The 24,163-nt window shown below is 30.2% G+C and carries 24 protein-coding genes; 9 read left to right on the forward strand and 15 right to left on the reverse strand.

The features are described 5' to 3' along the window. Nucleotides 1-33 precede the first annotated feature (33 nt). The 4 genes from KV700_RS00690 (at nucleotide 34) to KV700_RS00705 (ending at nucleotide 4,010) form a co-directional block, all read left to right on the forward strand. Nucleotides 34-1,500, forward strand: a complete 1,467-nt coding sequence (locus KV700_RS00690) for an NAD(P)/FAD-dependent oxidoreductase (RefSeq protein ID WP_218598719.1) — start codon at nucleotides 34-36, stop codon at nucleotides 1,498-1,500. 2 nt (nucleotides 1,501-1,502) lie between these two features. Next, entirely contained in the window at nucleotides 1,503-2,345 is an 843-nt protein-coding gene (locus KV700_RS00695; RefSeq protein WP_166386342.1) for a phytoene/squalene synthase family protein, read from the forward strand. Continuing rightward, on the forward strand, nucleotides 2,345-2,794 hold the full coding sequence (locus tag KV700_RS00700) for a sterol desaturase family protein (RefSeq protein ID WP_218598720.1): 450 nt from the start codon (nucleotides 2,345-2,347) through the stop codon (nucleotides 2,792-2,794). The genes KV700_RS00695 and KV700_RS00700 overlap by 1 nt, the downstream gene beginning before the upstream one ends. A gap of 79 nt (nucleotides 2,795-2,873) precedes the next feature. Next, entirely contained in the window at nucleotides 2,874-4,010 is a 1,137-nt protein-coding gene (locus KV700_RS00705) for a lycopene cyclase family protein (protein ID WP_218598721.1), read from the forward strand. Between the two features lie 10 nt (nucleotides 4,011-4,020). Here the strand turns inward: KV700_RS00705 and mqo are convergent, their stop codons facing one another. The 4 genes from mqo to KV700_RS00725 form a co-directional block, all read right to left on the reverse strand. Beyond that, entirely contained in the window at nucleotides 4,021-5,379 is a 1,359-nt protein-coding gene (gene mqo, locus KV700_RS00710) for a malate dehydrogenase (quinone) (RefSeq protein WP_166386349.1), read from the reverse strand. Nucleotides 5,380-5,667: 288 nt separating this feature from the next. Further along, complete coding sequence (locus KV700_RS00715; RefSeq protein WP_218598722.1) at nucleotides 5,668-6,579, reverse strand: alpha/beta hydrolase; 912 nt, start codon at nucleotides 6,577-6,579, stop codon at nucleotides 5,668-5,670. Nucleotides 6,580-6,589: 10 nt separating this feature from the next. Further along, entirely contained in the window at nucleotides 6,590-7,318 is a 729-nt protein-coding gene (locus KV700_RS00720) for an esterase family protein (RefSeq protein WP_218598723.1), read from the reverse strand. A gap of 30 nt (nucleotides 7,319-7,348) precedes the next feature. Beyond that, nucleotides 7,349-7,969: a GDSL-type esterase/lipase family protein gene (locus tag KV700_RS00725; RefSeq protein WP_218598724.1), complete on the reverse strand. Its 621-nt coding sequence runs from the start codon at nucleotides 7,967-7,969 to the stop codon at nucleotides 7,349-7,351. Nucleotides 7,970-8,363: 394 nt separating this feature from the next. On the opposite strand from KV700_RS00725, the gene KV700_RS00730 reads away from it, so the two are divergent. Both KV700_RS00730 and KV700_RS00735 read left to right on the forward strand, forming a co-directional pair. Further along, nucleotides 8,364-9,149, forward strand: coding sequence for a metallophosphoesterase (locus KV700_RS00730; RefSeq protein ID WP_166386357.1), 786 nt, complete (start codon nucleotides 8,364-8,366; stop codon nucleotides 9,147-9,149). Between the two features lie 4 nt (nucleotides 9,150-9,153). Continuing rightward, nucleotides 9,154-9,750: a hypothetical protein gene (locus tag KV700_RS00735; RefSeq protein ID WP_218598725.1), complete on the forward strand. Its 597-nt coding sequence runs from the start codon at nucleotides 9,154-9,156 to the stop codon at nucleotides 9,748-9,750. 82 nt (nucleotides 9,751-9,832) lie between these two features. On the opposite strand, the gene argH is transcribed toward KV700_RS00735, so the two are convergent. From argH to KV700_RS00790, 11 genes are all read right to left on the reverse strand, one after another. Beyond that, nucleotides 9,833-11,107, reverse strand: coding sequence for an argininosuccinate lyase (argH, locus tag KV700_RS00740; RefSeq protein ID WP_218598726.1), 1,275 nt, complete (start codon nucleotides 11,105-11,107; stop codon nucleotides 9,833-9,835). 144 nt (nucleotides 11,108-11,251) lie between these two features. After that, nucleotides 11,252-12,319, reverse strand: a complete 1,068-nt coding sequence (locus KV700_RS00745; RefSeq protein ID WP_218598727.1) for a M20 family metallo-hydrolase — start codon at nucleotides 12,317-12,319, stop codon at nucleotides 11,252-11,254. Nucleotides 12,320-12,321: 2 nt separating this feature from the next. Continuing rightward, nucleotides 12,322-13,098, reverse strand: coding sequence for an acetylglutamate kinase (argB, locus tag KV700_RS00750; protein WP_218598728.1), 777 nt, complete (start codon nucleotides 13,096-13,098; stop codon nucleotides 12,322-12,324). Nucleotides 13,099-13,185: 87 nt separating this feature from the next. Then, entirely contained in the window at nucleotides 13,186-14,124 is a 939-nt protein-coding gene (locus KV700_RS00755) for an N-acetylornithine carbamoyltransferase (protein ID WP_218598729.1), read from the reverse strand. Nucleotides 14,125-14,165: 41 nt separating this feature from the next. Then, nucleotides 14,166-14,930: a glutamate 5-kinase gene (proB, locus tag KV700_RS00760; RefSeq protein ID WP_166386369.1), complete on the reverse strand. Its 765-nt coding sequence runs from the start codon at nucleotides 14,928-14,930 to the stop codon at nucleotides 14,166-14,168. A gap of 88 nt (nucleotides 14,931-15,018) precedes the next feature. Next, nucleotides 15,019-16,215: a glutamate-5-semialdehyde dehydrogenase gene (locus KV700_RS00765; RefSeq protein ID WP_218598730.1), complete on the reverse strand. Its 1,197-nt coding sequence runs from the start codon at nucleotides 16,213-16,215 to the stop codon at nucleotides 15,019-15,021. Nucleotides 16,216-16,390: 175 nt separating this feature from the next. After that, nucleotides 16,391-17,521 carry an aspartate aminotransferase family protein gene (locus tag KV700_RS00770; protein ID WP_218598731.1) on the reverse strand — a complete coding sequence of 377 codons (1,131 nt, stop codon included), beginning with the start codon at nucleotides 17,519-17,521 and terminating at the stop codon, nucleotides 16,391-16,393. 39 nt (nucleotides 17,522-17,560) lie between these two features. Then, on the reverse strand, nucleotides 17,561-18,352 hold the full coding sequence (proC, locus tag KV700_RS00775; RefSeq protein WP_218598732.1) for a pyrroline-5-carboxylate reductase: 792 nt from the start codon (nucleotides 18,350-18,352) through the stop codon (nucleotides 17,561-17,563). Between the two features lie 136 nt (nucleotides 18,353-18,488). Next, a complete protein-coding gene (gene argC / locus KV700_RS00780) occupies nucleotides 18,489-19,472 on the reverse strand; it encodes an N-acetyl-gamma-glutamyl-phosphate reductase (protein WP_218598733.1) in 984 nt (327 codons plus the stop codon). A 139-nt stretch (nucleotides 19,473-19,611) separates the two neighbouring features. After that, nucleotides 19,612-20,787 (reverse strand): argininosuccinate synthase, encoded by a 1,176-nt coding sequence (locus tag KV700_RS00785; RefSeq protein ID WP_166386379.1) that lies wholly within the window; start codon nucleotides 20,785-20,787, stop codon nucleotides 19,612-19,614. Next, nucleotides 20,787-21,401 carry a GNAT family N-acetyltransferase gene (locus KV700_RS00790; protein ID WP_166386381.1) on the reverse strand — a complete coding sequence of 205 codons (615 nt, stop codon included), beginning with the start codon at nucleotides 21,399-21,401 and terminating at the stop codon, nucleotides 20,787-20,789. Before KV700_RS00790 ends, KV700_RS00785 begins: the two co-directional genes overlap by 1 nt. Before the next feature lie 608 nt (nucleotides 21,402-22,009). On the opposite strand from KV700_RS00790, the gene KV700_RS00795 reads away from it, so the two are divergent. From KV700_RS00795 to KV700_RS00805, 3 genes are read left to right on the forward strand one after another with little or no spacing between them, the layout of a single operon-like run. Continuing rightward, entirely contained in the window at nucleotides 22,010-22,423 is a 414-nt protein-coding gene (locus KV700_RS00795) for a DUF2141 domain-containing protein (RefSeq protein WP_218598734.1), read from the forward strand. 43 nt (nucleotides 22,424-22,466) lie between these two features. Next, on the forward strand, nucleotides 22,467-23,828 hold the full coding sequence (locus tag KV700_RS00800; protein ID WP_166386385.1) for a 2TM domain-containing protein: 1,362 nt from the start codon (nucleotides 22,467-22,469) through the stop codon (nucleotides 23,826-23,828). Then, entirely contained in the window at nucleotides 23,828-24,163 is a 336-nt protein-coding gene (locus KV700_RS00805) for a 2TM domain-containing protein (protein ID WP_166386387.1), read from the forward strand. Before KV700_RS00800 ends, KV700_RS00805 begins: the two co-directional genes overlap by 1 nt.

Raw genomic sequence — 24,163 nt, forward strand, 5'->3', positions numbered from 1 at the left:
ATAAAATTGTATATTTGTTAAACAAAATTAAAAATGAATAAGAAAATTTATATAATAGGATCAGGCTTTTCTGCTTTATCTGCTTCTTGCTATCTAGCAAAAGCAGGGTATGAAGTTATTGTTTTAGAAAAAAATGATAGTTTAGGAGGTAGAGCAAGACAGTACAAAAAAGATGGTTTTACTTTTGATATTGGTCCGTCTTGGTACTGGATGCCAGATGTTTTTGAGCGTTTTTTTGCTGATTTTGGTAAAAAACCATCCGATTATTATACGTTAGATAAATTAAATCCTGGTTATGAAGTTTATTTTGGAGAAAATTCATCTGTTAAAATAGCAAGTGAATTAAAAGATATTTATAAACTTTTTGAAGATGAAGAAAAAGGAAGTGCCAAGCATTTAAAAACTTTTTTAGATTCAGCAAAATCTAATTATGATACAGCTATAAAAGATTTGGTATATCAACCAGGAGTTTCTCCTTTAGAATTGGTAAATACAACAACTATTGCAAGAGTTTCTCAGTTTTTTTCAACCATAAGAAAACAAGTTAGAAAAGATATAAAAAGTGAAAAATTAATTAAGATTTTAGAATTTCCGGTATTGTTTTTAGGTGCAAAACCAAATAACACTCCTGCATTTTATAATTTTATGAATTATGCAGATTTCGGACTCGGAACCTGGCATCCAAGAGGAGGGATGTATACCGTTATAGAAGGTATGGTATCTTTAGCTAAAAGTTTAGGGGTAAGGTTTCAAACAAGTGCAAATGTTGAAAAAATTATAACTGATACAAATAAAAATGTAACCGGTTTATTGGTAAACGGAAAAGAAATTAAAACCGATTTAGTTTTAAGTGGAGCAGATTATCACCATACAGAAACTTTGTTAGATAAAAATGTAAGACAATATGCAGAGAGTTATTGGGAGAAAAAAACTTTTGCTCCATCTTCTTTATTGTTTTATGTTGGTTTTGATAAAAAAATAAAAAATGCAAGTCATCATACGTTGTTTTTTGATACCGATTTTGATGCACATGCTAAAGAAATTTATGACAATCCGCAATGGCCAACAGATCCTCTTTTTTATGCGAATTTTACATCTATTACAGATAAAACATCTGCACCAGAGGGTAAAGAAGCTGGTTTTTTCTTAATTCCGTTAGCTCCAGGAATAGAAGATACAGAAGAATTGAGAGAAGAATATTTTCATAAAATTATGGATCGGTTTGAGAAGCTAACAGATCAAGAAGTAAAAAAACATGTGTTGTTTAAAAAGTCTTTTTGTGTAAATGATTTTAAAAGTGAATACAACTCTTACAAAGGAAATGCATACGGAATGGCAAATACACTTTTACAAACTGCTTTTTTAAGACCAAAAATTAAAAGTAGTAAAATAAAAAATTTGTATTTTACTGGGCAGTTAACAGTTCCTGGTCCTGGAGTTCCTCCTGCTTTAATATCAGGAAAAATTGCATCAGAATTAATATTAAAAAAACAACTGTAATTATGAAAGAATTATTTGACAGCGTTTCTAGTGAGTGCAGTAAATTGGTTACCAAAAAATACAGCACTTCTTTTTCTTTAGCTGTAAATATGTTGTCTCCAAAAATTAGAACAGATATTTATAATATTTATGGTTTTGTGCGTTTTGCAGATGAAATTGTAGATTCTTTTCATGATTATGATAAGGAGCTTTTAATGGATCATTTTGAAAAAGATTATTATCTAGCAAAAGAGCTTGGTATTAGTCTAAACCCTATTTTAAATTCTTTTCATCAAACGGTTCATAAATACAAAATACCAGACAAAATGGTGCAAGCCTTTTTAAAAAGTATGAAAGCAGACTTATTTAAAACAGAATATCAAACGAAAGAGGAATATGATGCGTATATTTATGGTTCTGCAGATGTTGTTGGATTAATGTGTTTAAAGGTTTTTGTTGATGGTGACGATAAAAGATTTGATGAACTAAAGGATGCTGCTATGAGTTTAGGGTCTGCTTTTCAGAAAGTGAATTTTTTACGTGATTTAAAAGATGATTTTGAAGTGTTGAATCGCTCTTATTTTCCGAATATAAATTTAGGTGAATTAAATGCATCTTCTAAACAGTTGATTATTGATGAAATTGAAGCAGATTTTGAATTTGCTTATCAAAACGGAATTCTTAAATTGCCTGTTGAAGCGAAGTTTGGTGTTTATATGGCATATCGATATTATAAAAGATTGCTTAAAAAATTAAAAGAAGTTCCATCAGAAAAAATTATGGATACTAGAATTCGTATATCAAATCCGATGAAAATAAATTTGTTAGCTAGAAGTTACGTAAAATATAAATTAAATATTATTTAATGGTCTTTGTTCTAATTACTTTAGGTGTTTTTCTTTTTATGGAATGTGTTTCTTGGTTTACACACAAATTTGTAATGCATGGTTTTGGTTGGTATTTGCATGCAGATCATCATCAGCCAAAATACCAAGGAATTTTTGAGAAAAACGATGCTTATTTTATTGTTTTTGCAATGCCAAGTATATTGCTTTTTTATTTTGGTACGTATACAGAATTTACGTTCTTGTTTTTTATAGGACTTGGAATTTTACTATACGGAATTGCTTACTTTTTAGTGCATGATGTTTTAATTCATCAACGTTTTAAATGGTTTAAACATACCAATAATCGTTACTTAAGAGGTTTGAGAAAAGCTCATAAAATGCATCATAAGCATTTAGGAAAAGAAGAAGGAGAGTGCTTTGGAATGTTATTTGTACCGTTTAAATATTTTAAAAAACCAAAACTTTAAGGGTTTAGAACGTATTGAATTTAAACTAATTTCCTGAAATTCTATCACTTATTACTAAACACACTACTGTATATCTATTTTGAATTACTACGACTACATAATTGTTGGTGGGGGAGCGTCTGGCCTAATGATGGCTTACAGAATGTCTAAAGATTCTTTTTTTGATGATAAGTCTATATTAATTATAGATAAAGTTAAAAAGCAAGTTAACGATAAAACTTGGTGTTATTGGGAAGAAGAAGATGGCGAGTGGAATGCTATTTTAACGGCTTCTTGGAAAAAAATTGTATTTAAGAGTGCTATTTATAGCAGTGTAGAATGTATTACTCCTTATCAATATAAAATGATTAGAAGTAAAGATTTTTATAAAAAAATATGGAATCAAATAGCATCGAAAGCTAACATTTCTTTTCTTGAAGAAAATGTAATTAGTATGAATCAACATTCGTCCGAAGCAGAAGTAATTACAGAAAATAAAGTTTTAAAAACAGCAACAGTCCTTAATAGTATTTTGAGTGATGCTTATAAAAAACAGACTAAATATCCTGTTTTAAGACAGCATTTTGTTGGTTTTTTTATACAAACACAAGAAGATTCTTTTGATGATAGTGCAGCCACTTTTATGGATTTTACAGTGGCACAAAAAGGAAATACGCGTTTTATGTATATACTTCCTTACAGTAAAAGAGAAGCTTTGTTTGAATATACATTATTTTCAAAAGACTTATTGGCATACAATATTTATAAAGAGGAGATAGAAAGTTACTTAGAGAGTAAAAATATTACCAATTATAAAATTATTGAAAAAGAACAGGGTTTGATACCAATGACGTGCTATAAGTTTTGGAATAAAAATTCTAAAAATATTATTCATATTGGTACTGCAGGTGGTTGGTCTAAAGCAAGTACTGGTTTTACTTTTAAAAATATCAATAAAAAAACAATTGAGTTAACCAATCATTTAAAACAGAATAAACCCTTACTTAAATTTCATAAAATAAATAAATTTTGGTTTTATGATTTATTGTTATTAGATATTTTAAGTAAAAAAAACCACTTAGGGTCTTTTCTTTTTTCAAATTTATTTAAACGTTCTTCACCTAAAAAAATATTGAAATTTTTAGATGAAGAAACTTCTGTGTATGAAGATTTACAAGTGATACTTAAAATGCCACCAAAACACTTTATAATCGCTCTTTTTAATAGAATTTTATAATTTCAAACCGCTATTTAAAACTTTTATTAAATACTTCTTTCATTACAGAGTAAGAAGTAGATGCTCCTGGCGATGCACCTAAAAGAGCAGCAATTTTTTTATCTTCAGAAATTATAATTTCTGTTCCAAATTCTAATTTACCAAATCCTTTCTTGTTCCTTTTTATAATTTGAACACGTTGTCCTGCAATTACAGTTTTCCAATCATCATTGTTTGCTTCAGGATAAAAAGCTCTTAATTCATCCATTCTGTCTTTAAACGATAATCTTACTTGTTGTATTAAATATTTTACTAGCGGTAGGTTTTGGTAACCTGCACCTAATAAGCTCATAATATTATCAAATTCTACAGATCTAGGTAAATCAAACATAGAACCATGTTTTAAGAATTTAGTTGTAAAGCCTGCAAAAGGGCCAAATAACAATTCTTTTCTACCGTTAATCATTCTAGAATCCATGTGAGGTACAGACATTGGTGGTGCACCACGACCTGCTTTTCCGTAAGCTTTTGCATTATGTCTTTCTATAATTTCTGGATTGGTACAACGTAACCAAAGACCACTTATAGGAAAACCTCCATATCCTTTTGCTTCTTTAATATTTGCTTTTTCTAGCAAAGGCAATGTACCGCCACCAGCACCAATAAAAAGGTAATTAGAAGCTATCATCCAATTTTTACCAATGTTTTGCCCTTTTATAGTTACTACCCAATTGCCTCTTTTAGACTTTTGAATATTAGACACACTACTATGATTTAATAACTCTACGTTGTCTTGTTTTTTTAAATAACGAAAAATTTGTTCTGCTATTTCTCCAAAATTAACATCATATCCTTTTTCAAAAAAGGTAGCAGCAACTTCTTCTTTATCAGCTCTTCCTTCCATCATTAAAGGTAGCCAGTTTTTTACTTGTTCTTTATCTTTAGAGAAAAGCATCCCCTTAAACTGCGGGTTATCTTTTATAACGTTGTAACGTTTTTCTAAAAAATCAACATCTTTTTTTCCTTTAACAAAGCTTAAATGCGGAACTTCACTTATACATTTTGATAAATTGTTGATGTATCCTTTTTCTTCACAATCTTTCCAAAAATTATAGGTTTCTGTAAATTGCTCCGAAATATTGACTGCTTTTGTAATATCTACAGTACCTTTTTTTTCTGGAGTATAATTCAATTCACAATTTCCTGCATGTCCGGTTCCTGCATTGTTCCAAGCTTCAGAACTTTCTTGAGCTATTGTAGGTAGCTTTTCTATAATGGTTATTTTCTTTCCAGGAAATTTTTCAAAAAGTAAGATGGCTAATGTTGCAGACATAATACCGCCTCCAATAAGTACAAATTCGGAATGTTTTACTGATGAAATTTTTGGCATTTTTATAAATTTAAGAGCACAAAGATACTTGTTTTTTGAGCCATTTAAAACCGATTTTTGTTGAGATTTTAGTAATTATTTTACCCTTAAATTATATAATATGTAAATAAATAGCTCATATAAAATTATTTAAAAATGAAGATATAAAAGAGGGGTATTGTATCATCCATTTTTAAAGAATAAAGACTCAATTTCCTTCTAAATTATATTAAATAAATAAGATATCTCATTATTAAAAGTAAGTGGTTTTTTGCAAATAGTGATAGCGTAAAATACAACAAATTTAAGTTAAAGTGTTTTCAACCAGTCATCTAATCGGTATATCCAAGTATGTAAATATCCCTCTTGATGTGTAGCTAAAGAAAAACCGTGACCACCATACGGGTAAATATGCATTTCTACTTTTACTTTTTTATCATTTAGTGCTTTGTAAAACTGCAAACTATTTTCTACAGGTACTACATCATCATTTGAGGAGTGTACTAAAAAAGTAGGAGGTGTTTTTTCTGTAACTTGTAATTCATTAGAGTATTTTTCTATTAATTCTTGTGAAGGCTTTTTACCTATCAATTGATTTCTAGAACCTTTGTGTGTATAATCATTCTGCATAGTAATTACAGGGTAAATTAAAGCCATAAAATCGGGTCTTGCAGAAATGGTATCTATAGGTTCTTCTTTAAAATTATTTTTAGTATTAAACTGAGTTCCTAAAGTAGCAGCTAAATGTCCGCCAGCAGAAAAACCAATTACACCTATTTTATTTGGATTAACACCTAATTTATCAGCATTAAAACGAACCCATCTAATAGCTCTTTGAGCATCTTGTAAAGGTGCTTCATTGGGTGTTTTTAGAGATTTAGAATTTGGTAATCTATATTTTAGAACAAAAGCAGTAATTCCTTTGCTATTAAACCATTTTGCAATTTCAGTGCCTTCCCAATCATAGGCTAACATGGTATAACCACCACCCGGACATATAATTACAGCTTTGTCCGTTGCACTTCGTTTTGATGGAGTGTAAATTTCTAATGTTGGTTTTTTAACTTTTGATATTTTAACAATATCTCCATTTTCTATAACTTCCTCTTCGCTGGTTTCTATGCTATTTGGTATGGTTGTCCAAAGAGAGATAACTTCATTTTGTGCTTGTAATTTAACAAAGGATATAGCCATAAAGAAAAAAATTAGTCTTAGTTTCATAAATGTGTTTTTAAAAATAGATATCTACCATTGTACGCCAATAGTATGCTTTATGTGCTTCTTCTTGCCATTGAAATAAGTGGTGTGGAATTCCTTTTTCTTGTAAAATATTAGATAATTTATAATTGCTTTCTAAAAAGGAGTCTTCTTTTCCGATGGCTAATATAATATCCATTTTACTCAATTGTGAGATTAAATGGGGATCATTTAAATTTTTTAAGTATTGATTTGGCATATTAAAATACACAAACTCATTATGAAAACCACTTAGCAAATCTTTAAATGAACCTTTAGATTTTGTTAAATCATAACGGCCACTCATACCAACAACTTTAGAAAACAATGTGGGATGCCGCATGGCTATATTTACTGCATGGTATGCACCTAAACTGCAACCAGCAGAAACTACATTTGCATTAGAGTTTTTTAAATTTGCAAAAGGCAGTACTTCTTCTAGAACATAGTTTTCATATTGTATGTGTCTATAAATACGATATCCTGGGTCTTTAAAACTGTTATAAAAAGATTCTAAATCTACACTATCTACGCAAAAAATTTGTAGTTCTCCATTTGTTATTTTTTGCGCTAAGGCTGCAATAATTTTCCAATTTTCATAATCGTAAAAACGTCCCATTCTTGGTGGGAAAAATAAAACTTTTGCTCCCGCATAACCAAATACAAGAAGTTCCATTTCTTTTTTAAGACTGTGACTATACCATTTATGATATTCTCTTTTCATGGAAAAAAATTATTCCATTAAAGTACTCTTTTAATATATTTTTTCGAGTATTTTTTGAGGAAAAATTTTAGGATGTTTTAAGAGTGTTTTCTCTAATAGATTGTAACCTTTAGAGTTAAAATGCAATCCATCTTCTTTAAAATACTTGCTATTAGGTTTCCCTTTTTTATCTAATAAGGCATCATAAATATTTACAAAATGAAAATTATCGTCTTTAGACATTAATTTTTGAATGTTTTTATTTGTAAAATTTATACTTTCTAGCTGATGACTTCTTGCAATACTGGGTTTTATAGAAATATAAGAGCATTTTATATTACCGTATTTTGTTCTTATTTTAAGTAATAAATTTTCTAAAAATAAGATCACTTCTTCAGGATGTCTGCCTTCTCCTAAGTCATTATCTCCAGCATAAATTACAATTGCATCTATGTCTTTTATGTTTTTAAAAATACGATCAAAAAACCAAGTACAAGCAGCCAATGTAGAACCTCCAAACCCTAAGTTTATGGTGCTGTGCTCTTTAAAAGTAGAGGGTAAACTATTCCATTGAGTTATTGTAGAACTACCGTAAAAAATCGTTTTAGGATTGTATTCTAATTCTCGAATCTGATTTTCTAAGCGTTCTAAATCTGGATGAAACCAAAACATTACTATTATTTTTTTTAGGGTTAAGTTTTAAATATAAAATTTAAAAATCAAAATAAGCTATAATTATTGCTTAATTAAGTGATTCTAATACATTTTTAAGGGAAATTCTTAGTGAAATAGGTAAATATCCTCTTTGGTTGTTTCTTTATTTTTTTTTCGAAACCTATTATATAGACAAATTAATAGATTGCTGTTTTGGTAATTGAACAGTCATTAGATTATTCTTAGGTATTTAATTCTTGTTTTTTTATTAGTTAAATTAAAGGTAGATAAGGTGTTAAGTGTAACTAGTTTTCTAATTTTAATTTTTCTTTTACTTAATGTAAGTTTATGTTTTTATGTCGTCTACTTATTCTATAAGTTTGCACGAAATTTTAAAATTTAGATAAAATAAATGAAATATATTAGAATACTATTACTGAGTCTTACCGTTGTTTTTATAGGCTGTAAACATCCTTTTGAATTTAGTGTTTATGAAGCAAACGTTAAAAGCGAACAACAAAATACTACTGATAAAAATTTAAAATTATTGGAGAATATTCCAGTAGATTCTAAAGAGTTTAAATTCGCTTTTTTATCTGATGTGCATTTTTTTTATGATCAACTTAGTAAAGTTGTTGACGATATGAATAAAAGAGATGATATTAAATTTGTAATTTTTGGAGGAGATATTGCAGATCAAGCATTATTAAGGGAGTATGAAATTTTTCATGATATCATGTCTAAACTGAAGAAACCTTATTTAACAGTTATTGGAAACCATGACTATAATATAAATGGAGGTATTATTTATAAAAAAATGTTCGGTGATTATAATTACTCTTTTGAGTTTAATAATAATAAGTTTGTTCTTTTTGATGATGTTGTTTGGGAAAGTGAAAAGGAGTTAGATTTTGATTGGTTAAAATTAGAATTAAAAGACAATACCTCTTTTAATCAAGTATTTGTTATTGCTCATATACCTCCTTATGGAGATCAATTTGATGATGAATTAAGAGAAAAATATAGATCTATAATGTTAGAAAACAATGTTCCATTATCTATTCATGGGCATACGCACAGTTATCTTTATGAAGAAGGTGAAGTAAGTTATCTAACTGCGCCTGCTGTGAAAGAGAAAGCGTATAATATAGTATCTGTGAAAGAGAAAGGATTTAGTGTTGAATTGATAGAATTATAATTAAATGAAAATTAGAAAAATATTTACAGTATCTATATTGTTGTTATTATTTAACAATGTTTATGCGCAAGAAACTGTTATCGTTAAAGAAAAATCTTGGTATGTGCCAGATTATGTAAAAGCACAATTTGCAGGAAATATAGGCCTTTTTTCAGTAGGTGCTGGTTATCAGTTATTTGATAAAGTATTGTATTCAGAATTATTGTATGGATTTGTACCTGAATTTGCTTCTAAAGCAGATAATATACATTTAATTACAATTAAGAATACGTTTCCTATTTATAGAAAAGTAATTGGAGAAAATTTAACAATAACACCTATAGCAGGTTTTACTACAACTTTAGATATAGGAACGAATTCTTTTACAACGCTTCCTAGTTTTTACCCAGAAGGCTATTATGTACCTACGGCTGTTCATTTTACTTTTTTTGGTGGAGCTTTAGTGCACAAAGATTTTAAGAAACCAAAACTTTTTAAAGGAGTAGATTTTTATTTAGAACTTGGAACCGTAGAAACCTATTTATGGTATGCAATTACGGCAAAAGATGTTAGTGTGTTTGATGTATTTAGTACATCCGTTGGAGTTAACTTTTATTTATAGCAATTATATTAAATTATTTTATAAATTAAAAAATCCAAATTCATTATGAATTTGGATTTTTTTTTTGTGTTTAAAAAATATTTTACTTCGGATATTTCTCAGCAATTTTATCCAAAGATAAATTGTGAATACTACCAACATGTGTATGTTGTTTTCCTAAATCTGGTTTGTACGTTCCTGCTTGTACCTGTCCGCCTATTTGTTGATACGCTTCTCTAAAAGACATACCGTCAACCACTAAATTGTTAATGCTATCTACCGTAAATAAATATTGATATTTTTCATCATTCAAATCAATATCTTTTACAATTACTTGCTGAATAGAGTAATTAAAGATGTCTAAAATATCTTTTACATCTTCAAAAGCTGCAATAATATTTTCTTTTAATAATTGATAATCTCTATGGTAACCAGTTGGAAGGTTATTTGTAATTAATATCATTTCTGTTTGTAACGCCTGAATTTTATTACATTTTCCACGAATTAATTCAAAAACATCAGGGTTTTTCTTGTGTGGCATAATGCTACTTCCTGTTGTTAATTCATCTGGAAAAGAAATGAAATTAAAATTCTGACTCATATACAAACAAACATCCATTGCAAAACGAGACATGGTATTACACAATCCGCCTAAGGCGGAAGCAATAGATCGTTCACTTTTTCCTCTACTTAATTGCGCAGCAACTACGTTATATTTTAAAGTAGCAAAGTGTAATTCTTTAGTGGTTAATTCTCTATCAATAGGAAAAGAAGAACCGTAACCAGCAGCAGAACCTAACGGATTTTGATCTACAACCTTAGCAACTGCATTTAACATATATACATCATCTACTAATAACTCTGCATAGGCAGAAAACCATAAGCCGAAAGATGATGGCATAGCAACTTGTAAATGTGTATAACCAGGTAATAAGCTTTCTTTATGCGTTTCTGCTAAACCTAAAAGTGTATCAAATAAGGTCTTCGTTTTATCATTGATAATCGCTAAATTCTCTTTATAATATAATTGAAGTGCCACTAAAACTTGGTCATTTCTAGAGCGAGCTGTGTGGATTTTCTTACCAACTTCGCCTAATTTATTTGTTAATTCCCATTCAATTTTAGAGTGTACATCTTCAAAAGAAGCTTCTATAACAAAGGTTCCGTTTTCAATATCGTTAGCTAATTCTTGTAAGCCTCTTTTTAAATCTTTCAATTCATCAGCAGTAATAATACCAATAGATTCTAGCATTATAGCGTGTGCTAAAGAAGCTTGAACATCATATTTTGCAATATGCATATCAATTTCTCTATCATTACCAACGGTAAATTTTTCTATTTGCTGATCTATTGAAAATCCTTTATCCCAAAGTTTCATATTTTTTTATTTATCCTGCAAGGTCTTCAAGACCTTGTAGGTATTATTACATTATTAATTTTCAGACTTACAAGAATTTTGAAGCCTTGTAAGATATTTTATACCTACAAGGTTTTAGAAACCTTGCAGGAATAACATTATTATTTAAACAATTACACGTTTTAATAACTCCACGTATATTTTAATTCCTTCTTCAATTTCTGCCAAATATATAAATTCATTTGCAGAATGAGAACGTGTACTGTCTCCAGGGCCTAATTTTAAAGATTGACAAGTTAAGCAAGCTTGGTCAGATAATGTAGGAGAACCATAGGTTTCTCTTCCCATTGCAATACCTGCTTTTACTAAATCGTGTTCTATAGAAATAGAAGAGGAGTTGTGTTTTAAACCTCTTGCAGTAATTTTTGTACAAGGCGATTTTTCTTGTAATATGTCTGCAATTTCTTTATTAGAATATGCATCGTTTACACGAACATCTACCACTAAATCTACATGCGCAGGTACAACATTGTGTTGAGAACCGGCAGAAATTTGAGTAACCGTCATTTTTACATCACCTAAAGCAACAGAAGGTTTTTCAAACTTAAAATCTTTAAACCATTGTAAAACTTCAATAGTATTGTAAATAGAATTGTTATTATTTGGGTGTGCAGCATGACTTGGAGTTCCTTCTACCACCGCATCAAAAACTACTAAACCTTTTTCCGCAACTGCTAAATTCATTAAAGTAGGTTCGCCAACAATAGCTACATCAATATGAGGTATGATTGCTAACATACTATTTAATCCATCCGGACCCGAATTTTCTTCTTCTGCAGAAGCAACAATAACGATGTTGTATTTTAAGTTTTCTTGTGCGTAGAAATTGGTAAAAGTTGCTATTAAAGAAACCAAACAACCACCAGCATCATTAGAACCTAAACCGTATAATTTACCGTCTTCTACAAATGCTTTTAAAGGATCATTTGTATAGGCCGAATTTGGGAACACAGTATCATGATGAGAGTTTAGCAATAGGGTAGGTTTGCTTTCATCAAAATGTTTGTTGGTTGCCCAAATATTATTTTTTGTTCTTTTAAAAGGGATTTCATTTTCTATAAACCAACCTTCAATAAGTTTTGCTGTGTTTTCTTCTTCTGTAGAAAATGATTGTGTTTCAATTAAGTTCTTTAAAAGTGAAATTGCGTTTTCTGTTAATTTTTGTAACGTCATATTTATAATGTTATGGTCGTATAATTATCGTTTTCATTTGTTAACATAGCAGTGTTTCCAATATGTACTTTAGAGACTCCATTGTTTAATGCATCAAAGCAATTATCTATTTTCGGAATCATTCCGTCTGTAATAATTTCAGCTGTTAATAATTCTTGATATGTTTTAGAATTGATTTGTTTAACTACTGAGTTTTTATCATTAAAATCACTTAAAACACCATTTAATTCAAAACAATAGTAAATGGATGTTTCGTATATTTTGCTCATTCCAACAGCAATAGTACTTGCAATGGTATCTGCATTTGTGTTTAGCAATTGTCCGTTTCCATCATGTGTAATCGCACAAAAAACAGGTGTAAAATCAGCTTTAATTAATTTATCAATAGAATTAGAAGCTACTTCTTTTACATCACCAACAAAACCAAAATCAATGTCTTTTACTGGTCTTTTTTCTGATTGTATACTATTGATATCCGCTCCGGTTAAACCAATAGCATCTATTTGTAAAGCTTGTAATTTGGCAACAATGTTTTTGTTTACCAAACCTCCGTAAACCATGGTTATTACTTCTAATGTTTCAGCATCTGTGATGCGTCTACCGTTTACCATTTTAGATTCAACACCTAATTTAGAGGCAATATGAGTTGCACGTTTTCCGCCACCATGAACTAAAATTTTCTTTCCTTCTAAATTAGAAAATAATTTTAGAAAAGCATTTAAAGAAGTATCATCTTCTATAATGTTTCCCCCAATTTTTATGATTGATAGTTTTTCCATTTTATTTTAAATATAAGTCATTGCGAGGAAGAATGACGAAGTAATCTCTCTATTATAAAACAGATTGCTTCGTGCCTCGCAATGACTTTAATTGTTTTCTAATATTTTCTTTAACACTAATTGTGCTGCGTATGTTCTGTTATTTGCTTGCTCAATAACTAAAGAAGCATCGCTATCTAAAACAGCATCTTCTACTACAACATTTCTTCTAACAGGCAAACAGTGCATAAATTTGGCATCACCAATTTTTTCTTTGGTAATCATCCAATTAGGATTTGTACTTAATACTTGTCCGTAATCTTCATAAGAACTCCAGTTTTTGGTGTACACAAAATCGGCATCTTTAAACGCTTCATCTTGGTTGTGATAAATAGGCGTGTCCTTTGTAATTTTCGGATTCAAATTATATCCTTCCGGATTAGCAATAACAAATTCAACATCCATTTTCTGCATTGCCTGTACAAAACTATTTGCAACAGCATGTGGCAAAGCTTTTACATGTGGAGCCCAACTTAGTACAACTTTTGGTTTCTTTTTAGTAGAATTTTCAGCAATAGTAATTGCATCTGTTAAACCTTGCAAAGGATGACCAGTAGCACTCTCCATACTAACAATGGGTACAGAAGCAAATTTTACAAAAGATTTTAAAACCTGTTCGCTTTCGTCTTTTTCTTTATCTGTTAAACTCGGAAAAGCTCTTACTGCAATAACATCGCAATATTGAGAAACTACTGCTGCGGCTTCTTTAATATGCTCTGCTGTGTTACCATTCATAACCGTTCCATCGCCAAATTCAATTCCCCAAGCATCACCAGAAACATTCATAACAATAGGATCCATTCCTAAATTTAAAGCTGCTTTTTGAGTGCTTAAACGCGTACGTAAACTTGAGTTGAAAAATAACAATCCTAATGTTTTGTTTTTTCCTAATTCTTTGTTTTTAAAAGGATTTGCTTTAATTTCTTTGGCTTCTTCAATCCAAGAATTAATGTTGTCTATGTCGTTAATGGAGGTGTAATTTTTCATTCTCTATTTTTTTACAAGGGGTTGAAACCCCTTGCTATTCATTATTTTATTTTTGTAAACGCAACCTTATTTTCAAAAGCATTGGTAATAAAATTATCTTCTAAACCGTTTACAATCCATGTTTCTATGTTTGCATTTTTAGCAAGTTCTGCTGCTTCAATTTTAGAAGCCATTCCGCCACTTCCGTGGGATGATTTAGAACTCACAACTTCTTTTTTTAAACCTTCAAAATCATCAACTTCTAAAATAGTTTCTGGGGTATTATTTTTGAATGATTCTTTAGTATAAATTCCGTTTGTGTTTGTTGCAATAATTAACAAATCTACCTCTAGTAAAGTAGCCGTTAAAGCTGCTAATTTATCATTGTCACCAAACTGAATTTCATCCGTTGCAACGGTGTCATTTTCGTTAATAATAGGAATGTAATTATTATTAACCAACACATTAATAGTGTTTACAATATTGGTTTTACTTTGTTGTTTTTCAAAATCTGAATAGGAGAGAAGGCACTGAGAACTCAATAATCCATATTCTCTAAATATTTCTTGATAAATTCTAATTAAATGTGGCTGACCAATAGAAGCCAACGCTTGTTTTACAAAAACTTCTTCGTGTTTACTTTCTAGCTTTACAAACTGTTTAGCTACGGCAATTGCTCCAGAACTTACAATAATAAACTCGCAAGTATCTTGTAATTTTACAATCTGATTCGCAATATCTTCAATTTTTCCTCTAGAAATATTATCGGTTTCTTTGGTAAGCGTGTTAGAGCCTATTTTTAGTAAAATACGTTTCTTTTTTTGCATCTAATTTAATTTCGAACTATTACTTCTTGATTTCTCTAAGGTAGTTAATTTACAGTTTCTGTTACTGCCAACTGCCACTGTGAAACTGCTAATTTCTTACTTGTCCGTTTCCATGAACGTACCATTTATTGGTAACCAAATGCTGTAAACCAATAGGGCCACGTTGGTGTAGTTTGTCTGTACTAATTGCCAATTCGCCACCCAAACCTAATTGCCCACCATCTGTAAAACGAGTGGAAGCGTTATGATACACAACTGCTGTATCTACGTTTTCCATAAATACTTTTGCTGTATTAATTTCTTTTGTAATAATTGCAGATGAATGTCCGCCAGCATATTTATTTATCATGGCAATTGCATCTGAATTAGTAGCAATTTCTCCAATCACAATTTTATAATCTAAAAACTCTTCGTACCAAACTTCGTTTGATGAAATTTGTTCTAACTGATGGTTTTTAGCTACAGTTTCATCACCCAAAACCTGAATTTTAGCTTCATTTAATTTTGCTATTAATTTCTTGATGAATACTTCTTTATTCGGAAGGTTTGCATCAATTAAAACTTTATCAACTGCATTACAAGCAGATATTTTAGATTTTCCATTGATAATCACATCAATTGCAATATCTAAATCCGCTTCTTTTTCCACATACACAAAGTTGTTTCCTCGTCCGCTAATAATAACTGGGCAAGTAGCGTGTTCTTTTACAAAAGCAATTAAACGTTCGCCACCACGAGGTACAATTAAATCTACTTTCTGCGTTGGTTTTTCTAAAAAAGCCTGTGTCTCAGTTCTGTTGAATTGTAAGTATTCTACCCAATCTGTAGCAGCATTGTGCTGTTTTAAAGCCTCATGCCATAATGCTACAATTTTTAAGTTCGAATTTAACGACTCTTTTCCTCCTTTTAAAAGTATTTTATTTCCAGATTTAAAAGCAATTCCTGCAGCTTCCACAGTAACATCTGGTCTCGATTCATAAATAATAAGAATGGTACCAAAAGAAGCTGTCTTATTATAAACTTGCATGCCGTTATCATGCTTAAAACTAAAACGCTCTACACCAACAGGATCTTCTTGAGAAGCTAAATGTTTAGCAGCAGCAATCATTTCATCCACTTTTTTATCGTCCGCTTTTAAGCGATCAAACATAGAAATGTCATCACCTTTATAAGCTTCTAAATCTTTTTTGTTGATGTTTATAATAGCTTCTCTTTCTTTATTAAGAAGTTCTGCCATTGTAAGTAAAACAGCGTTTCTTGTTTCTATGGATAATAATGTGTTCATGTTTTTAAGTATTCAGTTTACAGTTGCAGTTCTCTGTATCATTCAACAAAAAAAAATGCTTTCTTTGCGAAAATTCTCTGCGTTTAATATTACAGGTTACAATTTTCAGTTACAGTTTTATATATTTACTTTCAACGAAAATCTTTGCGCGTTTGCGTCTCTGCGAGAAAAATATTTATTCCCCCAAAGCATCAACCAAAGCTTCAAAAAACTGATCGATATGATCTTTTCTAACAGTTAAAGGCGGTAAAATTCTCAATAGATTTTTATTCATTGCGCCACCCGTAAAAATATGATAGTCATAAATTAATTTCTTACGTAAATCTCCAACTTCAAAGTCGAATTCTAAACCAAGCATTAAACCTCTACCTTTAATATTTTTTATTTCCGGAATTGTCTTTGCTATTTTTATAAAATATGCAGACATTTCGTTAACATTATCTATTAAGTTCTCTTCTTCAATTACTTTTAAGACAGACAAACCAGCAGCACAAGCCAAATGATTTCCACCAAAAGTAGTCCCTAACATTCCGAATTTTGCTTCAATATCTGGGTGAATTAAAATTCCTCCAATAGGGAATCCATTACCCATTCCTTTTGCAATAGAAATAACATCTGGAGTTACATTATAGTGCTGAAAAGCAAAGAATTTACCAGAACGTCCATAACCAGACTGTACTTCATCAGCAATAAAAAAAGTATTGTTTGCTTTACAAAGTACGTCTACTTGTTCAAAAAACGCAGCAGTTGCTTGGTCTAAACCACCAACTCCTTGAATAAACTCTACTATAACAGCACAAACATCTCCTTTTTCTAGTTCTTTTTTTACAGCATCAATATCGTTTAACTCTAAAATAGTAACCTTTTGTTGTGCGTTAATTGGTGCAATAATATTTTTATTATCAGTGGCAGCAACTGCAGCAGAAGTTCTACCATGAAAACCATTTTTAAATGCAATAACTCTAGATTCTCCCGTTTTAAAAGAAGCTAACTTTAAGGCGTTTTCATTTGCTTCAGCACCAGAATTACATAAAAATAATTCATAGTCTTTACAACCAGAAAGTGCTTCTAGTTTATCCGCGAATTCAACCTGTAACGGATTCTGAATTGCATTCGAATAAAAACCTAGTTTTGCAACTTGCTTGGTAATTGCTTCTACATATTTTGGATGTGCGTGCCCAATAGAAATTACAGCATGACCGCCATATAAATCTAAATATTCCGTTTTGTTTTCGTCATAAACATAAACTCCTTTAGCTTTTACAGGAGTAACATTGTACAGTGGGTAAACGTTAAATAATGGCATAGTATTATTTTTTTATAGCAATGGGTTTAAACCCGTTGATTAGTTTTTTATTTGATTTATTTTATCAAAAGATTTATTGATTCCTTTAATTAAAGACGAGCTTAAACCTTGGTGTTCCATTTCGTTTAAACCTTCTATGGTACAACCTCCAGGAGTGGTAACTCTGTCTATTTCTGCTTCCGGATGATTGCCTGATTCTTTTAATAAACTAGCGGCACCAAAACAAGTTTGCATGGCTAATTTATGCGCTTCATCGGCTTCGAAACCTAGCTGAATTGCACCTTGTGTAGTGGCCCTAATTAAACGCATCCAAAAAGCAATTCCGCTTGCACAAATAACGGTTGCTGCTTGTAATTGCTCTTCCGGAATTTCTAAAGATTGTCCTAAACTATCAAAAATAGTTTTTGCTAACTCTACTTTTTCTTTCCCTTTTGTATTTGGTGAAAGGCAGGTCATAGATTGTCCAACTGCTGCTGCAGTATTAGGCATAGAGCGAATAATAAATTTATCAACTCCAACAATCGCTTCAATTTTTGCGATAGAAAACCCAGTAATAACTGTAATAATCACATGATTTTCTTTTAAAAGTGGTTTTAAATCTTTTAAAATATTTTCTAAATGTCTTGGCTGAACAGCAAAAATTAAAATATCAGAGTTTTTAACAGCTTCTTCATTATCCGAAGTTAAAATTACCTCTTCATAAATATTAAAATCGGTAATAGATTTTGTATTTCGTTTTGTTAAATACAAAGAACTTACCACCTTATTTTTTAATAAACCTTTGGCGATAGATTGTCCTAAACTTCCTGCTCCAATAATTGCTGCTTTCATATTTTATTTTTATCCTGCAAGGTCTTTTTTTTTGACCTTGTAGGTATTTATTTACAAACAAAGTTATCCTTGTAAATTATTATTTAGTTTTATACCTACAAGGTTTTTAAAACCTTGCAGGAATACATTTAATAGATTAAAAGTAATTTGCTTTTAACTTTAAACCTAGTGTTTCTTCAAAGCCATACATTAAATTTAAATTCTGAATTGCTGCTCCAGAAGCTCCTTTTAATAGATTATCAATAGTACTTGTAATTAATAATTTGTTACCGTGTTTTTCTAAACCAATTAAACACTTGTTTGTATTTACTACTTGCTTCATGTGCACATCATTTTCAGAAACAAACGTAAAAGCTGCATCTTTATAATACTCCTTATACATTTTTATAGCTTCTTCAATAGCGCCATCAAACTTAGTATAGGTCGTTGCAAAAATTCCTCTAGAGAAATTCCCTCTATTTGGCATAAAATTAATTTCAGAATTAAAATCACTTTGTAACTGATTTACAGTCTGATTAATCTCCCCTAAATGCTGATGATTAAATGCTTTATAATGAGAAAAATTATTATCTCTATAGGTAAAATGAGTTGTTGCAGACAAAGAAGTTCCTGCACCTGTTGCGCCAGTTACCGCATTAATATGAATATCGTTCTTTAACAAACCATTTGCTGCCAAAGGCAAAATTGCCAATTGTAAAGCAGTTGCAAAACAACCCGGATTTGCAATATATTTAGCTGTTTTTATACTTTCTTTATCTAATTCTGGTAAACCGTACACAAAGTCTTTTCCTTCGAAATTTTTATCAGCAAGTAATCTAAAATCGTTACTTAAATCGATAATTTTTGTTTTGTCAGAAAAAGTAGTTTTTTCTAAAAAAGCTTTTGAATTTCCATGACCTAAGCATAAAAATAAAACATCAACATCTGTATTTATGTCGCTTGTAAAATCAATTTCTGTATCACCAATTAAATCTTGGTGTACTTTATATAATTTGTTACCAGCATTAGAAGTACTGTACACAAAATTGATATTTGTTTCTGGATGATTCAATAATAATCTGATTAATTCACCAGCGGTATAACCTGCACCTCCTATAATTCCTACTTCTAATTTTTTCATTTTGATGGTATTTATTATCTAAATATCCTGCAAGGTCTTTTTTTTGACCTTGTAGCTATTAATTTTCCTACTAATTAAATACCTACAAAGTTTTGAAAACCTTGCAGGATGTTTTAAAACCTTGCAGGATGAGGCAACATTATTGATTTACTTGTCTGTATATTTTATTCTGATTTCCTAAAATTTTAATAAAACCTTTTGCGTCATCTGCTGTCCACGCTTTATTTTCTTCACCATAAGTACTAAATGCACTAGACATTAAATCGTGGTCAGAAATAATTCCGTCTAAAGAAAAATGATAGGGTTTTAAAGAAACCACCACATTACCAGAAACCATTTTTTGAGAACTTTGTAAAAAAGCTTCCGTATCTCTCATTACAGGATCTAAATATTGACCTTCGTGCAAGTGCATTCCGTAGAAACTAGACAAATATTCTTTGTGTTGTAATTGCCATTTTGTTAAGGTATGTTTCTCTAACAAATGGTGTGCTTTTACGGTAATTAAAGCTGCAGCAGCTTCAAAACCAACTCTACCTTTTGTACCAACAATAGTATCACCAACATGAATATCTCTACCAATTGCAAACTTAGAAGCAATATTGTTTAGGTTTTCAATATTTACTTCAGGTAAGTTTGCTTGTCCGTTTAAGGCAACAAATTCACCATTTTTAAAAGTCAATGTTACTTTCTCTTCGCCTTCTTTTTCTAATTGAGAAGGATATGCTTCACTAGGTAAAGGCAATTCAGATTTTAACGTTTCTACACCACCAACACTAGTTCCCCAAAGACCTTTATTTACAGAATATTTAGATTTTTCCCAAGGCATATCAATTCCTTCAGCTTTTAAATAATCTATTTCTTCTTGTCTTGTTAATTTCCCGTCTCTAATTGGTGTAATAATTTTTATACCAGGAGCTAAGGTTTGAAAAATCATATCAAAACGAACTTGGTCGTTTCCTGCACCTGTACTTCCGTGTGCAATATATTCTGCACCAATACTTTTTGCATATTCTACAATTTCAATTGCCTGAATAATTCTTTCTGCACTAACAGAAAGCGGATAGGTACTGTTTTTTAAAACGTTTCCAAAAATTAAATACTTTACTACTTTGTTGTAAAATGTAGCAACAGCATCAATATTTTTATAAGTAGAAACGCCCATTTTATAGGCGTTACTTTCTATGTGTTTAATTTCTTCTGTTGTAAATCCGCCAGTGTTAACACTTACAGCATGTACATCATATTCTTTGGATAAACTTACGGCACAATAAGAGGTGTCTAAACCACCACTATAAGCAATTACTAATTTTTTCATTATTTATCTTTTTTTAGAAACAAGTTCTGTTTAATATTTTTTAATTTTTGAAAAACGCTTTCTTTAACCTCTTTAGAGGCTTCTTTATTATTGTTTTTTGGATCAAACAACATCCCTGTACACAAGCACATTTTTCTTTCTGTTCTTGTTAAAACATCGTAGTTTCTACAAGTTTGGCAACCATCCCAAAAAGATTGATCGTCTGTAAGTTCAGAAAAAGTAACGGGTTTGTAACCTAAATCGCTATTTAGTTTCATTACTGCTAAACCAGTGGTAATACTAAAAACTTTTGCATCTGGAAACTTTGTTCTAGAATGTTTAAAGATTACTTGTTTAATAGATTTTGCAAGTCCTATATTTCTATAATCTGGATGTACAATTAAACCTGAGTTGGCAACAAATTTACCATGTCCCCATTGTTCTATGTAGCAAAAACCTGCAAATTTACCATTGTCTAATGCTATAACAGCATTACCGTTTTCCATTTTAGTGGCAACGTATTCTGGTTTTCTTTTTGCGATACCTGTACCTCTAACTTGAGCGGCATCTTCTATGGTTTTACAAATAATATCTGCGTAAACAGTATGTGATTTGTTAGCAATTACAATTTCCATTGCATTGTGTTTTTTATGTTGTTAAAGTTGTTGTTTGTTCTTTTTGAATGTAGAATCGGACTCACCTAAACTCTATAATTATCTAAACACCCAAAGGGCGAAAAGAAAAACTACGTCGTAAATTGTTATTGTTTAAAATAACGAAAGGCTGTAGGTAAGTTTTGTAGGTAATGTTCACGATAAAAAAATAAATGGATAAATACTATAATAAGATAACTTGTTGCTAGGATAAAATATTAGCGACGGCGGTTGCGCAAGCGCAAGCTGGGACCTATTGTAGTACATAATTTATTTCTTCTTGAAGTAATCATACTGCTAAAGTATATATTTTTTTAAAGGTATTATCAAAAGTGTAGTGCTTTTTTATAAGTTTTATTAAATTTAAACAAAATTGAAGTTTGCGTTAAAAATAAATCAACAGATATCTTAAATAATCTCTTTTTCATAATTTTTATGATGTTTAAATTACTGTTCTTTATTTATTATCGCTTATTCCATATAAAAACTACAATTCATCCTTAAAAAAATACAACTCAGTATTCTTTAATTTTAAAAACTAGATTGCTGTTGCATATTTGTATCATAATTAACCATTAAAACAACATCTTATGAAACTTATCTTAGCCATTTTAATAACTGCAATGTTATGTATTACAAACACTATAACAGCACAAAACAAAACAGTTACTGCAACCGTTGTAAATATTACTTCTAATACTGGTAAAGTAGTATTTGCATTATATGATAAAACTAATTTTAGATTAAAATCGATACAAAGTGCTAATGCTATAATTGAAGAAGGTGTAAGTACAGTCACTTTTAAAAATGTAAATGAAGGTGAATATGCAATTATTTGTTATCACGATAAAAACGGTAATAATAAAATGGATTTTAAACAAAACGGAATGCCGCTAGAAAATTATGGTGCTTCTAATAATAATATGACTTTTGGACCTCCAAAATTTGAAGACGCAAAATTTATGGTTACTGATACAAATGTGTCTTTAGAAATAAGATTTTAGTAAATTACGCTCCTATAATTGTCTTTATTAAAGAATAAGTAACATGATAAACCCAGAAGTTTATACTATTAAAAGTTTTAAAAAATCAGCATTTTTGTGCTTAAAGCTAACTATAATATTTGGTTTGTTGTTTGGAGTTGTATTTGGCCAAAGAACCTTAGAAAATATTATATGGTCTTTTATTATTTCTGGTATGTATTGTTTTGGTCTTGGTTTTGGAAACATACTTATAAATAACTATTTATCTTCTAAATGGGATTGGATTACGTTAACAAACCAAAGAATTTGGTCTGGTATTATTGCAACTATTTTATATACAGTACCTGTAGTTTTAAGTATCGACTACATTGTATTTGTAGTTTTAAATGGAGTAGATGTTGCTGTTTTTTTTAAAGGAAATTATTTTTGGATTCATTTATTCTACATTATTCTTTCCTTAGGAATTTCTGCTTTTTTGCATGCTAGAGGTTTTATGATTAACTGGAAATCTGCAATGACGCAAGAGAGTACACAACAACAGATTGTAGCAAAAACAGAAACCGCAAAATTTGAGTCTTTAAAAAATCAGTTAGATCCTCACTTTTTATTTAATAGCTTAAATGTGTTAACGAGTTTGATTGGCGAAAATCCTGCGCAAGCAGAAAAATTTACCACAAAACTTTCTAAAGTATATCGATATGTTTTAGAGCAAAGAAATAAAGATTTAGTGCCAGTTGAAGAAGAGTTAAAGTTTGCTAAAACCTATATGCAATTGTTAGAAATGCGTTTTGAAGATGCTGTAAAATTTAATATTCCAGATTCCATTAGTAATGATGAGTTAAAAATTGTGCCACTTTCTCTACAACTTTTGTTAGAAAATGCGGTAAAACATAATGTGGTTTCGTCTTCTAAACCTTTAACTGTTCATATTTATGAAGAAGATACTTATTTAATTATAGAAAACAACGTAAACCCGAAAGATGCAATAGGGAAAAGTACCAAAGTTGGGCTGCAAAATATTGCTGATAGATATGGTTTAATCACTCAAAAAGGAGTGAAAATAGAAAATAATAACAAAACATTTACCGTGAGTTTACCGCTCCTTTATAAAATGAATGATATGATGTACAATGACGATTTAGAAAATAGCAAATATATAAAAGCTGTAGAGAAAGTTGAAAAATTGAAAGAATTTTACCAGAATTTAGCCTCTTACTGTATTGTAATTCCTTTTTTAATCTTTATTAATTTAAGATTTTCTTCTGGATTTCACTGGTTCTGGTTTCCTGTTTTTGGATGGGGAATGGGATTGGCATTTCACTTTTTAGAAGTAAATAATTACAACATTTTTTTAGGTAGTAATTGGGAAGATAAAAAGATTAAAGAAATGATGGAAGCCGATAAACAACGAAAAAATAGAAGATAATGGAACAAAAATTTACACAAGAAGCTAGTTATATACGTGCTAAAAAAAGAGTAAAAGCTATTAAAGGGTTTTACGTTCATTTAATAGTGTACGTTTTGGTAAATATTTTTATAAGCGGGGTTATTCTTTTTGGCTTACTGCAAAGTGGATACCATGTAGTAGATGCTCTTTCTAATTTTGGAGTATATTCTACGTGGCTTTTCTGGGGAATTGGAATATTTTTTCATTGGATGGGGGTTTTTGGTTTTCAATCTATAGGTTTCGGTAAAGATTGGGAACAAAAGAAGATTAAAGAATTGATGGAGAAAGAAGATGTTAAAATAAGAAAATTTTAA

The organism is Polaribacter sp. NJDZ03 (assembly GCF_019263805.1).
Taxonomy (GTDB): Bacteria; Bacteroidota; Bacteroidia; order Flavobacteriales; family Flavobacteriaceae; genus Polaribacter.